This window comes from Pseudomonas brassicae (assembly GCF_010671725.1).
Lineage (GTDB): Bacteria > Pseudomonadota > Gammaproteobacteria > Pseudomonadales > Pseudomonadaceae > Aquipseudomonas > Aquipseudomonas brassicae.
Window position 1 is genome coordinate 1 of sequence record NZ_JAAHBU010000386.1, and the last position, 14,580, is coordinate 14,580.

The 14,580-nt window shown below is 64.5% G+C and carries 8 protein-coding genes and 5 pseudogenes; 6 read left to right on the plus strand and 7 right to left on the minus strand.

What is annotated here, in order from left to right; genetic code table 11:
* The 5 genes and pseudogenes from G3436_RS22325 to G3436_RS22350 form a co-directional block, all read left to right on the plus strand.
* Positions 1–677: pseudogene (locus G3436_RS22325) on the plus strand (SPOR domain-containing protein); the annotation flags it as partial.
* Between the two features lie 365 nt (positions 678–1,042).
* Positions 1,043–5,486 (plus strand): annotated as a pseudogene (gene gltB / locus G3436_RS22335) (glutamate synthase large subunit).
* Between the two features lie 33 nt (positions 5,487–5,519).
* Positions 5,520–6,938 (plus strand): FAD-dependent oxidoreductase, encoded by a 1,419-nt coding sequence (locus tag G3436_RS22340; RefSeq protein ID WP_163949578.1) that lies wholly within the window; start codon positions 5,520–5,522, stop codon positions 6,936–6,938.
* 190 nt (positions 6,939–7,128) lie between these two features.
* Positions 7,129–8,192: pseudogene (gene hemE / locus G3436_RS22345) on the plus strand (uroporphyrinogen decarboxylase).
* A 111-nt stretch (positions 8,193–8,303) separates the two neighbouring features.
* Positions 8,304–8,650: pseudogene (locus G3436_RS22350) on the plus strand (YgiW/YdeI family stress tolerance OB fold protein).
* A 110-nt stretch (positions 8,651–8,760) separates the two neighbouring features.
* Here the strand turns inward: G3436_RS22350 and G3436_RS22355 are convergent.
* Positions 8,761–10,002: an MFS transporter gene (locus G3436_RS22355; RefSeq protein ID WP_420801243.1), complete on the minus strand. Its 1,242-nt coding sequence runs from the start codon at positions 10,000–10,002 to the stop codon at positions 8,761–8,763.
* Between the two features lie 144 nt (positions 10,003–10,146).
* Here G3436_RS22355 and G3436_RS22360 point away from each other — a divergent pair, with 144 nt between their 5' ends.
* Positions 10,147–11,046 carry a LysR family transcriptional regulator gene (locus tag G3436_RS22360; protein ID WP_163949580.1) on the plus strand — a complete coding sequence of 300 codons (900 nt, stop codon included), beginning with the start codon at positions 10,147–10,149 and terminating at the stop codon, positions 11,044–11,046.
* Positions 11,047–11,050: 4 nt separating this feature from the next.
* On the opposite strand, the gene G3436_RS22365 is transcribed toward G3436_RS22360, so the two are convergent.
* The 6 genes and pseudogenes from G3436_RS22365 to G3436_RS22390 all read right to left on the minus strand — a co-directional run.
* On the minus strand, positions 11,051–11,497 hold the full coding sequence (locus G3436_RS22365; RefSeq protein ID WP_163949583.1) for a YbjQ family protein: 447 nt from the start codon (positions 11,495–11,497) through the stop codon (positions 11,051–11,053).
* Positions 11,498–11,516: 19 nt separating this feature from the next.
* Positions 11,517–11,957, minus strand: coding sequence for a hypothetical protein (locus G3436_RS22370; RefSeq protein WP_163949586.1), 441 nt, complete (start codon positions 11,955–11,957; stop codon positions 11,517–11,519).
* A 28-nt stretch (positions 11,958–11,985) separates the two neighbouring features.
* Complete coding sequence (locus G3436_RS22375) at positions 11,986–13,212, minus strand: beta-ketoacyl-ACP synthase (protein WP_163949589.1); 1,227 nt, start codon at positions 13,210–13,212, stop codon at positions 11,986–11,988.
* Entirely contained in the window at positions 13,212–13,940 is a 729-nt protein-coding gene (gene fabG, locus G3436_RS22380; RefSeq protein WP_163949592.1) for a 3-oxoacyl-ACP reductase FabG, read from the minus strand. Before fabG ends, G3436_RS22375 begins: the two co-directional genes overlap by 1 nt.
* Complete coding sequence (locus G3436_RS22385; RefSeq protein ID WP_163949595.1) at positions 13,933–14,403, minus strand: hotdog family protein; 471 nt, start codon at positions 14,401–14,403, stop codon at positions 13,933–13,935. The genes fabG and G3436_RS22385 overlap by 8 nt, the downstream gene beginning before the upstream one ends.
* Positions 14,400–14,580: pseudogene (locus G3436_RS22390) on the minus strand (beta-ketoacyl-[acyl-carrier-protein] synthase II); the annotation flags it as partial. The pseudogene G3436_RS22390 and the gene G3436_RS22385, both read right to left, overlap by 4 nt.

Here is a 14,580-nt window from a genome sequence, read left to right on the forward strand (position 1 = left end):
ACAGTCGAACAACGGAGGCCCGGCCATCGAGTTCGCCGGCTCCTCGCAGCCGATGCCGCTGCCTCTGGTCGGGCAGTCCCAGCCGGTGATGCGCGGTCCGCTGGCCGAAGCGGCGGGCATGGGTGAGGGTGAAGAGTCCGGCCCGGCCGGTGAAACGGCACTGCAGCCGCCGACCGTCACCACCATCGCGCCGCCACCGGGTGTCACCGCAGGCCCAGCCGCCCACGCCGGCACAACCGGTTGCACCTGCGCCGCAACCTGCTGCAGCGGTCGCCACCAAGCCGGTTGCACCTGCTGCCAGGCCTGCCCCGGTGCAGGTGGCCACGGCCAAGCCAGCTGTGAAGCCGGCAGAGAAACCTGCAGAGAAAGCTGCTGCCAAGCCGGCTGCCGGCGGTAGCTGGTACAGCGCCCAGGCACCGGGCAACTATGTGGTGCAGATCCTGGGCACCAGTTCCGAAGCGTCGGCCCAGGCCTACGTCAAGGCGCAGGGTGGCGACTATCGCTACTTCAAGAAAAACCTGCAGGGCAAGCCGCTGTTCGTGATCACCTATGGCAGCTTCTCCAGCCGTGATGCAGCCCTTGCTGCAATCAAAGCCTTGCCAGCCAAGGTCCAGGCTGGTAAACCTTGGCCACGTACCGTCGCCAGCGTTCAACAAGACCTGGCTGCGACCCGCTGACCTAGCCTGGTGGCACTACCCCCGCCACCTGCTGAGCGACTCCTGAACTTCGGCAAAGCCTGCTGCGTAACACGCGGCAGGCTTTTCTGTCCCAGACTGCCGGCCACAAGCCCTAGTTGCAGTCCAGGCTGAAACGCTTCAGACTCGAACGATTCCGCTACCACGGATGCTTGTTCAAAAACATTCAAAAATGCGACATGGATTTTCACTGATTCGTCAGTAAATTTGTGGGCGTCACTGTCGCTGTGCAACAATGGCATCCGTATTGCCCCCGCAAAGCTGACGTTCGTTCGGCGTGGATGGTAAGTGGTTGTATTAAAAAGAGATTTGCCTTGGTGAGAGGCGAACCTGGTGAGAAAGTGTCTATGAAAACAGGTCTGTACCATCCCGAAGAATTCAAGGATAACTGTGGTTTCGGCCTGATCGCCCATATGACGGGCGAACCCAGCCACCACCTTTTGCAAACGGCCGTCCAGGCCCTGACCTGCATGACCCACCGTGGTGGGATCAACGCCGACGGCAAGACCGGCGACGGCTGTGGTCTGCTCATGCAGAAGCCCGACCAGTTCCTGCGTGCCGTGGCCCGCGAAGCGTTCGGTGCCGAGTTGGCGAAGCAATATGCCGTGGCATGGTGTTCTTCAACCAGGACCCGGTCAAAGCCCAGGCCGCGCGCGACAACATGAACCGCGAGATCCTCGCGGCCGGCCTGACCCTGGTCGCTGGCGCAAGGTCCCGATCGACACCAGCGTACTGGGCCGCCTGGCCCTGGAGCGCCTGCCGCAGATCGAGCAGGTGTTCATCGGCGGTGAAGGTCTGAGCGACCAGGATTTTGCGATCAAGCTGTTCAGTGCCCGTCGCCGCTCGTCCGTGGCCAACGCCCACGACAGCGACCACTACATCTGCAGCCTGTCGCACAAGACCATCATTTATAAAGGCCTGATGATGCCGGCGGACCTCACCGCCTTCTATCCGGACCTGGGTGACGAGCGCCTGCAAACCGCGATCTGCGTGTTCCACCAGCGCTTCTCCACCAACACCCTGCCCAAATGGCCGCTGGCCCAGCCGTTCCGCTTCCTCGCGCACAACGGCGAGATCAACACCATTACCGGCAACCGCAACTGGGCCCAGGCCCGTCGCGCCAAGTTTGCCAACGACCTGATCCCGGACCTTGAAGAACTCGGCCCGCTGGTCAACCGCGTGGGTTCCGACTCCTCGTCGATGGACAACATGCTCGAGCTGATGGTCACCGGTGGCATCGACCTGTTCCGTGGCGTACGCATGCTGGTACCGCCGGCCTGGCAGAACGTCGAGACCATGGACCCCGACCTGCGTGCGTTCTATGAGTACAACTCCATGCACATGGAAGCGTGGGACGGCCCGGCGGGCATCGTGCTCACCGAAGGTCGCCATGCCGTGTGCCTGCTCGACCGCAACGGCCTGCGCCCGGCGCGCTGGGTCACCACCAAGAACGGCTACATCACCCTGGCGTCGGAAATCGGCGTGTGGGACTACAAGCCCGAAGACGTCATCGCCAAAGGCCGTGTCGGCCCTGGGCAGATCTTCGCGGTCGACACCGAGACCGGCCAGATCCTCGACACCGATGCGATCGACAACCGCCTCAAGTCGCGCCACCCGTACAAGCGCTGGTTGCGCCAGAACGCCCTGCGTATCCAGGCCGACCTGAGCGACGACCAGGGCGTGGCGAGCTACGACAGCGACCAGCTCAAGCAGTACATGAAGATGTTCCAGGTCACCTTCGAAGAGCGTGACCAGGTGCTGCGCCCGCTCGGTGAGCAGGGCCAGGAAGCCGTGGGCTCGATGGGTGACGACACGCCGATGGCGATCCTGTCGCAGCGCGTGCGCTCCACCTACGACTACTTCCGCCAGCAGTTCGCGCAGGTCACCAACCCGCCGATCGACCCGCTGCGCGAAGCCATCGTGATGTCGCTGGAGATCTGCCTGGGGGCCGAGCGCAACATCTTCCAGGAATCCCCCGAGCACGCCTCGCGGGTGATCCTCAGCTCGCCGGTGATCTCGCCGGCCAAGTGGCGCTCGCTGATGAACCTCGACCGCCCGGGCTTCGAACGCCAGGTGATCGACCTCAACTACGAGCAAGGCGTCGGCCTTGAAGCGGCCGTGCGCAACATCACCGAGCAGGCCGAAGAGGCGGTGCGCAGCGGCAAGACCCAACTGGTCCTGAGCGACCGTCACATCGCACCGGGCAAACTGCCGGTGCATGCGTCGCTGGCCGTGGGTGCCGTGCACCACCGCCTGACCGAACTGGGCTTGCGTTGCGACAGCAACATCCTGGTCGAGACGGCCACTGCCCGCGATCCGCACCACTATGCGGTGCTGATCGGCTTCGGTGCCTCGGCGGTCTATCCGTACCTGGCCTATGAAGTACTGGCTGACCTGATCCGTACCGGTGAAGTGCTCGGTGACCTGGACGAAGTGTTCAAGTACTACCGCAAGGGCATCTCCAAGGGCCTGCTCAAGATCCTCTCGAAAATGGGCATCTCGACCATCGGTTCCTACCGGGGCGCGCAGCTGTTCGAAGCCGTCGGGCTGTCCGAGGAAGTGGTCAACCTGAGCTTCCGTGGTGTGGCCAGCCGCCTCAAGGGCGCGCGCTTCGTCGACATCGAGAACGAGCAGAAGCTGCTCGCCGCCGAAGCCTGGAGCCCGCGCAAGCCGATCCAGCAGGGCGGCCTGCTCAAGTTCGTGCACGGTGGCGAGTACCACGCCTACAACCCGGATGTGGTCAACACCCTGCAGGCCGCCGTGCAGCAGGGCGACTACGCCAAGTTCAAGGAATACACCGCACTGGTCGACAAGCGTCCGGTGTCGATGATCCGCGACCTGCTTGCGGTGAAAACCCTCGACCAGCCGCTGGACCTGAGCGAAATCGAGCCGCTGGAAGCGATCCTCAAGCGCTTCGACTCGGCCGGCATCTCGCTGGGTGCACTGTCGCCGGAAGCCCACGAAGCCCTGGCCGAGGCCATGAACCGCCTGGGTGCGCGCTCCAACTCCGGTGAGGGCGGTGAAGACCCGGCCCGCTATGGCACCATCAAAAGCTCCAAGATCAAGCAGGTGGCCACCGGTCGTTTCGGGGTCACCCCCGAGTACCTGGTCAACGCCGAAGTGCTGCAGATCAAGGTGGCCCAGGGCGCCAAGCCGGGCGAGGGCGGCCAGCTGCCCGGCGGCAAGGTCAACGGCCTGATCGCCAAGCTGCGCTACGCGGTACCGGGCGTGACCCTGATCTCGCCACCGCCGCACCATGACATCTACTCGATCGAAGACCTCTCGCAACTGATCTTCGACCTCAAGCAGGTCAACCCGCAGGCGCTGGTCTCGGTCAAGCTGGTGGCAGAAGCGGGCGTGGGTACCATTGCCGCCGGCGTGGCCAAGGCCTACGCCGACCTGATCACCATCTCCGGCTACGACGGCGGTACCGGCGCTTCGCCGCTGACCTCGATCAAGTACGCCGGTGCGCCGTGGGAGCTGGGCCTGGCCGAAACCCACCAGACCCTGCGCGGCAACGACCTGCGCGGCAAGGTGCGGGTACAGACCGACGGCGGCCTGAAAACCGGCCTCGACGTGATCAAGGCGGCGATCCTCGGCGCCGAGAGCTTCGGCTTCGGCACCGCGCCGATGATCGCGCTGGGCTGCAAGTACCTGCGTATCTGCCACCTGAACAACTGCGCCACCGGTGTGGCGACGCAGAACGACAAGCTGCGCAAGGACCACTACATCGGTACCGTCGACATGGTGGTGAACTTCTTCACCTACATCGCCGAAGAGACCCGCGAGTGGCTGGCCAAGCTGGGCGTGCGCAGCCTGGGCGAGCTGATCGGGCGTACCGACCTGATGGAAATGCTCCCGGGTGAAACCGAGAAGCAGCAGCACCTGGACCTCAGCCCGTTGCTGGGCAGCCCGCACGTGCCGGCCGACAAGCCGCAGTTCTGCGAAGTCGACCGCAACCCGCCGTTCGACAAGGGTGTGCTGGCCGAGAAAATGGTGCAAATGGCCCTGCCGGCCATTCGCGACCTGAGCGGTGGCGAGTTCGCCCTGGATATCTGCAACTGCGACCGTTCCATCGGCGCACGCATCTCCGGCGAAATCGCCCGCCTGCACGGTAACCAGGGCATGGCCAAGGCGCCGATCACCTTCCGCTTCAACGGCACTGCCGGGCAGAGCTTCGGGGTGTGGAACGCCGGTGGCTTGAACCTGTACCTCGAAGGGGATGCCAACGACTATGTCGGCAAGGGCATGACCGGTGGCAAGCTGGTGATCGTACCGCCTGTGGGCAGCCCGTTCGCCACCCAGCACAGCGCCATCGTCGGCAACACCTGCCTGTACGGCGCCACGGGCGGCAAGCTGTTCGCCGCCGGCACCGCGGGCGAACGCTTCGCTGTGCGCAACTCCGGTGCCCACGCCATCGTCGAAGGCACCGGCGATCACTGCTGTGAATACATGACCGGGGGTTTTGTCTGCGTACTGGGCAAGACCGGTTACAACTTCGGTTCCGGGATGACCGGTGGCTTTGCCTACGTGCTCGACCAGGACAACAGCTTCGTTGACAAGGTCAACCACGAACTGGTGGAGATCCAGCGCATCAGCGGCGAGGCGATGGAGGCTTATCGCAGCCACCTGCAGCGCGTGCTGGGCGAATACGTCGAAGAAACCAACAGCGAATGGGGTCGTGAGCTCTGGGAAAACCTGGATGACTACGTGCGTCGCTTCTGGCTGGTCAAGCCCAAGGCGGCCAACCTGAAGAACCTGCTGTCCAGCACCCGTGCCAACCCGCAGTGATATGCGCCTGAAGAGTTTGATGAGGTTTTGAACATGGCTGAACGTCTGAGTAATGACTTCCAGTTCATCGAGGTCGGGCGCAAAGATCCGAAGAAGAAACTGTTGCGTCAACGCAAGAAAGAGTTCGTGGAGATCTACGAGCCCTTCAAACCCCAGCAGTCGGTCGAGCAGGCTCACCGCTGCCTGGGCTGTGGCAACCCGTATTGCGAATGGAAGTGCCCGGTGCACAACTTCATTCCCAACTGGCTGAAACTGGTGTCGGAGGGCAACATCCTGGCTGCCGCCGAGCTGTCGCACCAGACCAACACCCTGCCCGAAGTGTGCGGCCGGGTGTGCCCGCAGGACCGCCTGTGCGAGGGTGCGTGCACCCTCAACGACGGCTTTGGCGCGGTGACCATCGGTTCGGTGGAGAAGTACATCACCGACACCGCCTTCGCCATGGGCTGGCGCCCGGACATGTCCAAGGTGGTGCCCACCGGCAAGCGCGTTGCGGTGATCGGTGCAGGCCCCGCGGGCCTGGGCTGTGCCGACGTGCTGGTGCGCGGCGGGGTGACCCCGGTGGTGTTCGACAAGAACCCGGAAATCGGTGGCCTGCTGACCTTCGGCATCCCCGAGTTCAAGCTGGAGAAGACGGTGCTCAGCAACCGTCGCGAGGTGTTCAGCGGCATGGGCATCGAGTTCCGCCTGAACACCGAGGTGGGCAAGGACATCAGCATGCAACAGCTGCTCGAAGAGTTCGATGCGGTGTTCATGGGCATGGGCACCTACACCTACATGAAGGGTGGCTTCCCGGGTGAAGACCTGCCGGGTGTGCACGACGCGCTGGATTTTTTGATCGCCAACGTCAACCGCAACCTGGGCTTTGAAAAGTCGCCGGAAGATTTCGTCGACATGAAGGGCAAGAAGGTCGTGGTGCTGGGCGGTGGCGACACCGCGATGGACTGCAACCGCACCTCCATCCGCCAGGGTGCCAAGGCCGTGACCTGTGCCTACCGGCGTGACGAGGCGAACATGCCCGGTTCGCGCAAAGAGGTGAAGAACGCCAAGGAAGAGGGCGTGAAGTTCCTCTACAACCGCCAGCCGATCGCGATCGTCGGTGAAGACAAGGTCGAGGGCGTGAAGGTGGTCGAGACCCGTCTGGGCGCACCGGATGCACGCGGCCGTCGCAGCCCCGAGCCGATCCCGGGTTCCGAAGAGATCATCCCGGCGGATGCCGTGGTCATCGCGTTCGGTTTCCGCCCAAGCCCGGCGCCGTGGTTCGAGCAGTTCAGCATCCAGACCGACAGCCAGGGCCGTGTGGTGGCGCCCGAGCAGAGCCAGTTCAAGCACCAGACCAGCAACCCGAAGATCTTTGCGGGTGGCGACATGGTGCGCGGTTCGGACCTGGTGGTGACGGCGATCTTCGAAGGGCGCAATGCCGCCGAGGGGATTCTGGACTATCTGGGGGTCTGATCGGGCCTCTTCGCTGGCAAGCCAGCTCCCACAAGGTTCACCGCTATCCCTGTGGGAGCTGGCTTGCCAGCGAAGCTTTTAACTAAATCTATTGACCTGCCACAGGTCGATAGACAAAAGGCACGGTTCATACCGTGCCTTTTACGTTGGTGTCTGAGAAAATGCCCCCACTTTTTTTCCGGATGCCGACATGACTGCCTTGAAGAACGATCGTTTTTTGCGCGCCCTGCTCAAGCAACCCGTAGATGTCACCCCGGTGTGGATGATGCGCCAGGCCGGTCGCTACCTGCCGGAGTACCGCGCCAGCCGTGCCAAGGCCGGCGACTTCATGAGCCTGTGCATGAACCCGCAGTTCGCCTGCGAGGTCACGATGCAGCCACTGGAGCGCTACCCGCTCGACGCCGCGATCCTGTTCTCGGACATCCTCACCATCCCCGACGCCATGGGCCAGGGCCTGTATTTCGAGACCGGTGAAGGCCCGCGTTTCAAGAAAGTCGTCAGCACCCTGGCCGACATCGAGGCCCTGCCGATCCCGGATCCGCAAAAAGACCTCGGCTACGTGATGGACGCGGTCAGCACCATCCGCCGCGAACTCAACGGCCGCGTGCCGCTGATCGGCTTTTCCGGCAGCCCGTGGACCCTGGCCACCTACATGGTCGAAGGCGGCTCGTCGAAAGACTTCCGCAAGACCAAGGCCATGCTCTACGACAACCCGCAGGCCATGCACCTGCTGCTCGACAAGCTCGCGCAGTCGGTCACCAGCTACCTCAACGGCCAGATCCTGGCGGTGCGCAAGCGGTGCAGATCTTCGACACCTGGGGCGGCAACCTGTCGGCCGCGGCGTACCAGGAGTTCTCCCTGGCCTACATGCGCAAGATCGTCAGCGGCCTGATCCGCGAGCACGAAGGGCGCAAGGTGCCGGTGATCCTGTTCACCAAGAACGGCGGCCTGTGGCTGGAAAGCATTGCCGAGGCGGGCGCTGACGCACTGGGCCTGGACTGGACCTGCGACATCGGTGAGGCGCGTCAGCGCGTGGGCAACCAGGTCGCCTTGCAAGGCAACATGGACCCGACCGTGCTGTACGCAAAACCCGAAGCCATCCGTGCCGAAGTCGGACGCATCCTGGCCAGCTACGGCAAGGGCACCGGCCACGTGTTCAACCTGGGCCATGGCATCACCCCGGAAGTCGATCCGGCGCACGCCGGTGTATTCATCAACGCCGTGCACGAGCTGTCGGCGCAATACCACCCGTAAGCGCTGCTGTACGCAAAACGCCGGCCTTGTGCCGGGCGTTGTGCATTTAAGGTTCAGTTCAGGGTGGTTGGTTAGTCTGGCTCCATCGAAACCGACCTTGGAACCACTGCCATGAAAACCCGTTACCTTGCTCTGCTGCTTGCTCCCCTGTTTGCCACTGGCGCGATGGCTGCCGGCTACACCGGCCCTGGCGCCCAGCCGATCACCACGGTGGCGGCCGCCAATGAAGCCGCCGACGACACCCCGGTAGTGCTGCAGGGGTTCGTGGTGAAGAAACTCAACAACGACGACAAGTACGAATTCAAGGATGCCAGCGGCACCATCACCGTCGAGATCGACATGAAGACCTGCCGGCGGTGGCCTTCAACGACAAGACCAAGGTCAAGCTGACCGGTGAAGTCGAGAAGAGCCTGATGAAGCGCGAGATCGATGTCGACCTGGTCGAAATCATCAACTGATCATTTGAAAAAGCTTCGCTGGCAAGCCAGCTCCCACAGGGTTCTGTGGCGCTCACCCGACCTGTGGGAGCTGGCTTGCCAGCGAATGGGCCGCAACGCGGCCCCGCTGTTCAGGGTTTCACATTCCCCGGCAACGCCGGCAGCCTGCTCAGGTGCAACGCCACCAGCAGCGCCACCACCAGCAAACTGCCGATGAACAGGCCGATGCCGTTCCACCCCGCGTAATGCCAGAACACCCCGCCCGCCGTCCCCGCCACGCTCGACCCGGCGTAGTAACTGAACAGGTACAGCGACGACGCCTGCCCCTTGGCCGTCAGCGCGCGCCGACCGATCCAGCTGCTGGCCACCGAGTGCGCGCCAAAGAAGCCGAAGGTGAACACCAGCATCCCCACGATCACCAGCGCCAGTGGCGAGCACAGGGTCAGCAACAGCCCGCCGAACATCAGCAGGATGCTCATCCAGAACACCTTGCGCCGCCCCAGCCGGTCCGACAGCGCGCCAATCTGCGCCGAACTGTAGATACCCGCCAGGTACACCACCGACAACAGCCCCACCAGCGCCTGGCTCATGTGGTACGGCTCGGCCAGCAGGCGGTAGCCGATGTAGTTGAACAGGGTGACGAACGCGCCCATCAGCAAAAATGCTTCAAGGAACAGCCACGGCAACCCGGCATCGCGAAAGTGCTGGGTGAACCCGCCCAGCAGGCTGCGCGGGTTCATCGCGCGCGGCCTGAAATTGCGCGACTCGGGCAGGATCCTCCAGAACACCGCCGCCGCCACCAGCGCCAGTGCACCAATCACCAGCATCGCCGTGTGCCAGCTGACAAAGTCGATCAGCACCCCGGTGATCAAGCGCCCGCTCATGCCGCCAATCGCATTGCCGCCAATGTACAGCCCCATGGCCAACCCGATGTGCTGCGGGTGGATCTCTTCGCTCAGGTAGGTCATGGCCACCGCCGCCAGCCCGCTCAGCGACAACCCCACCAGCGCACGCATCGCCAGCACCCCATGCCAGCTGGGCATCATCGCGCTGGCGAGGGTGCACAGCGCCGCACAGAACAGCGCGAACACCATCACCGGCTTGCGCCCGATACGGTCCGAGATCGGCCCGGTGATCAACAACCCGACGGCCAGCAGGCCGGTCGACACCGACAGCACCAGGCTGCTCTGCGCCGCATTGATGGAAAATTCGTGGGACAGCAGCGGCATCATCGGCTGCACGCAGTACAGCAGGGCGAAGGTGGCGAACCCACCACAGAACAGCGCCAGCACCGTGCGCATGAACGCCGGGGTGCCTTTTTCGATCCACAGTTCGTTCAGGGGCGTGGCAGGGGGTGGGGACACAGGTGGCAGATCATGGGCAACAGCAGTTTTCACGGGGACCTCGGAAGGGCTACAGCCCTGGCGGGCAGTGAAAAAAGCATATAGCTGGCTAATGATCATTTCCAATATATTGTTCGACCTGTTTAAGAGGTTTCACGACCTAATGGAGTTGCCATGGAACTGCGCCACCTGCGCTACTTCATCGCGGTGGCCGAAGAGCTGCATTTCGGCCGCGCCGCCCAGCAGTTGGGGATCTCCCAGCCGCCCTTGAGCCAGCAGATCCAGGCCCTGGAGCAGGAGCTGGGTGCACGCCTGTTCGAGCGCACCAACCGACGGGTGGCGCTCAGCGAGGCCGGGCGACTGTTTCTCGACGAGGCGCGCCAGGTGCTGGCCCAGGTCGACAAGGCCGCCGACGTCGCACGGCGTGCGCAACTGGGCGAGCTGGGCGAGATGAAGATCGGCTTCACCTCGTCGGCGCCGTTCAACTCCAGCATCCCCAAGGCCATCTACGCCTTCCGCCAGCGCTTCCCGGCGGTGCACCTGAACCTCAAGGAGATGAGCAGCCGCGACGTGGTCGACGCCTTGCTCGACGAGTCGATCGAGGTCGGCCTGATGCGCCCGATGAGCGTGCCCGACAGCCTGGTCATCACCGAACTGTTTCGCGAACCGCTGGTGGCGGTGATCAACGCTGCACACCCGCTGGCCCAGGGCAGCGAGCAGGGCCTGGCACTGGCGGCGCTGGCGCCGGAGCCGTTCGTGTTCTTCCCGCGCAGCTACGGCAGTGGCCTGCATGCGCAGTTGCTGAGCCTGGCACGCGCAGCCGGGTTCAGCCCGCACTTTGCCCAGGAGGCGGGCGAGGCGATGACGATCATCGGGCTGGTGTCGGCGGGGTTGGGGGTGTCGGTGCTGCCGGCGTCGTTCCAGCGCATGCGTATCGACGGGGTGGTGTACCGCACCTTGCTCGACCGCGACGCGGTGACGGCGGTGTGGCTGGCGCAACGGCGCGAGGACGTGTCGGCGATGGCCAGGGCGTTTACCGAGTTGTTGACCCGGCAGGCCCTGGCCCACGGCTGAAGGCTTACTGCACCTTGGCCAGGTCACCCTTGATCGCGACACCGGCCATCACCGCACCGGCGTGGCATTCGTAGGTGGTGGCGTCCTTGCGCTCGTTGCGCTTGTAGTAGCTGGCGATGTTCACCACGGCATTCGCGCCGACCTTGCGTGCAGCGTCCTGCATGGTCAGCAGCGCCGATTGCAGGGCCCATTCGCAGGCCGCTTCGTCGGTCTTGTTGAAAGCGTTGGTCTTCTTGTTGGTGACCGCCGCCGGGCTGACCACGGTGACCTTGCCGCGTGGCTGCACGCCGGCCAGGTAGAACTTCACCGAGCCGTCGAGCTTGTTCTCGGCGGTCATTTGCGCGACCACTTTCTCGAAGGGCAGGTAGTGCGTGGTGTCACGCGCCTGGCTCAGGCCAGGCAGGGCGCACAACAGCAGGGCGGTGGTTGCGGTCCAGGTCTTCAAACGCATGGGGTCTTTCCTTGAGGTTTCAGTTGAGGGTGCTGTGTTGCTGGTCCAGTGCGCGCTGGACCTCTTGCAGGGCCTGCTGGTTCTTCAGCTCGCGCAGGATGTTGTTGTCCAGCGCCTTGACCCAGCGGTTGTAGTTGCGGTGAATCTTGCCGTCCTTGTAGTCCAGCTCGCGGCTGTCACGGTAGTTGATGCGGTAGCCGGTGGCGCTGTAGTCGATGTTGACGGCAGCGAAGAAGGTGTTGCGCACCAGGATGTCGGCCTGAATCTGCTCGGGGGTGACGCGGCGCACGCTCCAGCCGCGCTTGGTCACGGTCTGCACGATGGCCTGCTTGACCTGCTCGTGGCTGACCGGCCGGGTCAGGCTCAGTTGTTCCTGGGGCGTGAGCAGCGGCTTGGTGGTACAGCCGACCACGCCGGCCAGCAGCAGGCCGAGCAGTGTGGTGCGAATCAATGAAGACATTCCTTTCTCTCCAGCAGGGTGTGGGTGGTCAGTGCCAGCGACGGAAGATCAACGACGTGTTGACCCCGCCAAAGGCGAAATTGTTGTTCATCACATAGTCGTTGCGCAGGTGGCGGAACTCGCCGCGCAGGTAGTCGAGCTCGCCGCACAGCGGGTCGACGTGGTCCAGGTTGAAGGTGTGCACGTACTGGTCGCGGTTCATCATCTCGATGCTGAACCACGACTCCAGCGCACCGCAGGCGCCCAGCGTATGGCCGAAGAAACTCTTCTGCGAACTGATCGGCATGCGCGCACCGAACAGGCTGCTGGTGGCCTGTGTCTCGGCAATATCGCCCTGCTCGGTGGCCGTGCCATGGCCGTTGACGTAGCCGATGGCCTCGGGCGTCAGCTGTGCATCTTCCAGCGCCAGCTCCATCGCGCGGCGCATGGTGGCCTGCTCGGGGCGAGTGGTGTGCTGGCCGTCGGCGTTGCTGCCGAAACCGACGATCTCGGCATGGATGTGCGCCCCGCGGGCCAGCGCGTGCTCCAGCTCTTCCAGCACCAGCATGCCGGCACCTTCACCGATCACCAGGCCGTCGCGGCCGCTGTCGTAGGGGCGCGGGCTGCGTTGCGGGGTGTCGTTCTTCAGGCTGGTGGCGTACAGCGCATCGAACACCATGGCCTCGGTCGGGCACAGCTCCTCGGCACCGCCGGCGAGCATCAGCGGCAGGCGCCCGAACTTGATCGCCTCGTAGGCGTAGCCGATGCCCTGGCTGCCACTGGTGCAGGCGCTGGAGGTGGGGATCAGGCGCCCGGTCAGGCCGAAGAAGATGCTGATGTTGGCGGCCGTGGTGTGCGGCATCATGCGTACGTAGGAGTTGGCGTTGAGGCCGTCGGCCACCGAGTTGAGCAGCATGTTGCCGAACGCCTTGATCTCGTCGGTGCTACCGGTGGACGAGCCGCAGGCCACGCCCATGCGCCCGTCACGGATCATCGGGTCACCCAGCAGGCCGGCGTCGCGCAGCGCGTTCTCGGCCGCCGCCACTGCCAGGCGCGACACCCGGCCCATGCTGCGCAGCTGCTTGCGGGTCCAGGCGGCGGGCACCTTGAAGTCATCGATGGGCCCGGCCAGGCGGGTGTTCAGCTCCTCGAAGCGGTCCCATTCGTGCATGCGGCGGATACCGCTGCGGTTGGCGGCGAAGTTCGCCGCAATGCTGTCCCAGTCGCTGCCCAGGGAGGTGATGCCGGCCATGCCGGTGACCACGACGCGCTTCATCAGCACAGCCCTCCATTGACCGACAGCACCTGGCGGGTGATGTACGCGGCCTCGGCCGACATCAGGAAATTCACCGCGCCAGCGACTTCTTCGGGGGTGCCCATGCGCTGGGCGGGGATCATTTTCAGCAGCTCCTCGACCGGCACATGCTCGTCAAGCATGGCCGTGTCGATCAGCCCCGGGGCCACACAGTTGACCGTGATCTGGCGCTTGCCCAGCTCGATCGCGAGGGCCTTGGCGGCGCCGATCACGCCGGCCTTGGAGGCGCTGTAGTTGACCTGGCCGCGGTTGCCGATCAGCCCCGAGACCGAGGTGATGCACACGATGCGCCCCGGCTTGCGGCGCCGGATCATCGGCATGCTCAGCGGGTGCAGCACGTTGTAGAAACCGTCTAGGTTGGTGCGTAGCACCTGATCCCAGTCGTCTTCGCTCAGGGCCGGGAAGGCACCGTCGCGGGTCAGGCCGGCGTTGCACACCACGCCGTAATAGGCGCCGTGGGCCTCGACGTCGGCGCCGAGCAGGGTGGCGCAGGCGGCGCGGTCGGACACATCGAATTGCAGGATGCGCGCCTGCTGGCCCAGGGCACGCACGGCGTCGGCCACCGCCTCGACTTCAGTGCGGCCGCTGCGGCAATGCAGCACCAGGTCGTAGCCGGCACGTGCCAGGCGCAATGCGATGGCGCGGCCGATGCCACGGCTGGAGCCAGTGACCAGGATGGTGTCAGTCATGGGGCGAATCCTCTGGGCCCGCTTCTGCGAGGTAGCTCGCAGCGTGTGGCGGGCGAAAAACGTTCAAGCGGGCCAGGGCATGAATGCCCGGGCCGTTCAGGTGACATTCGAACACGCCCATGCCGTTCTCGTCTTCCAGCGAGCGCAGCGCATGCACGTGCAGCTCGGTGCCGAGCGGGAAGTGCTCGACATTGCATTCGAACTTGCGGGTGCCGAGCAGAAAGCCCAGCTCCACCGGTTTGCCTTGCTGGCGCGCACGGCAGCCGGCATAGGCGGCGACGCTCTGCGCCATCAGCTCGATACCGACCCAGGCCGGCAGGCTGCCGTCCTCGCGGTTGAACAGGCCGCCGCGGCGTACGGTCAGGCGGGTACGGATCTGCTCCTCGTCGAACGACTCGACCTGATCGATCAGGATCATATCGCCGGCGTGCGGCAGCAGCTCGGCCAGGGGCCAGGTGATCATGGGGTGTCTCCGAGAATCAGGCTCACATTGTTGCCGCCGAAGGCGAACGAGTTGCTCATCAGCTGGCGCGGCCGCGTGGCGGGCAGGCGTGCCTGGCCGTCGATCAGGTTCAGCGCCGGCAGCTCGGGGTCGGCCTGGCCGTCCCAGACGTGCGGCGGCAGGCGCCCCTCGGCATTC

Bases quoted from the DNA above. Each gene is read 5' to 3' on its own strand.
- fabG (WP_163949592.1), bottom strand. From the start codon at position 13,940: ATGACTGACACCATCCTGGTCACTGGCTCCAGCCGTGGCATCGGCCGC.
- G3436_RS22375 (WP_163949589.1), bottom strand. From the start codon at position 13,212: ATGAAGCGCGTCGTGGTCACCGGCATGGCCGGCATCACCTCCCTGGGC.
- G3436_RS22365 (WP_163949583.1), bottom strand. From the start codon at position 11,497: ATGCGTTTGAAGACCTGGACCGCAACCACCGCCCTGCTGTTGTGCGCC.
- G3436_RS22340 (WP_163949578.1), top strand. From the start codon at position 5,520: ATGGCTGAACGTCTGAGTAATGACTTCCAGTTCATCGAGGTCGGGCGC.
- G3436_RS22385 (WP_163949595.1), bottom strand. From the start codon at position 14,403: ATGATCACCTGGCCCCTGGCCGAGCTGCTGCCGCACGCCGGCGATATG.
- G3436_RS22370 (WP_163949586.1), bottom strand. From the start codon at position 11,957: ATGTCTTCATTGATTCGCACCACACTGCTCGGCCTGCTGCTGGCCGGC.
- G3436_RS22360 (WP_163949580.1), top strand. From the start codon at position 10,147: ATGGAACTGCGCCACCTGCGCTACTTCATCGCGGTGGCCGAAGAGCTG.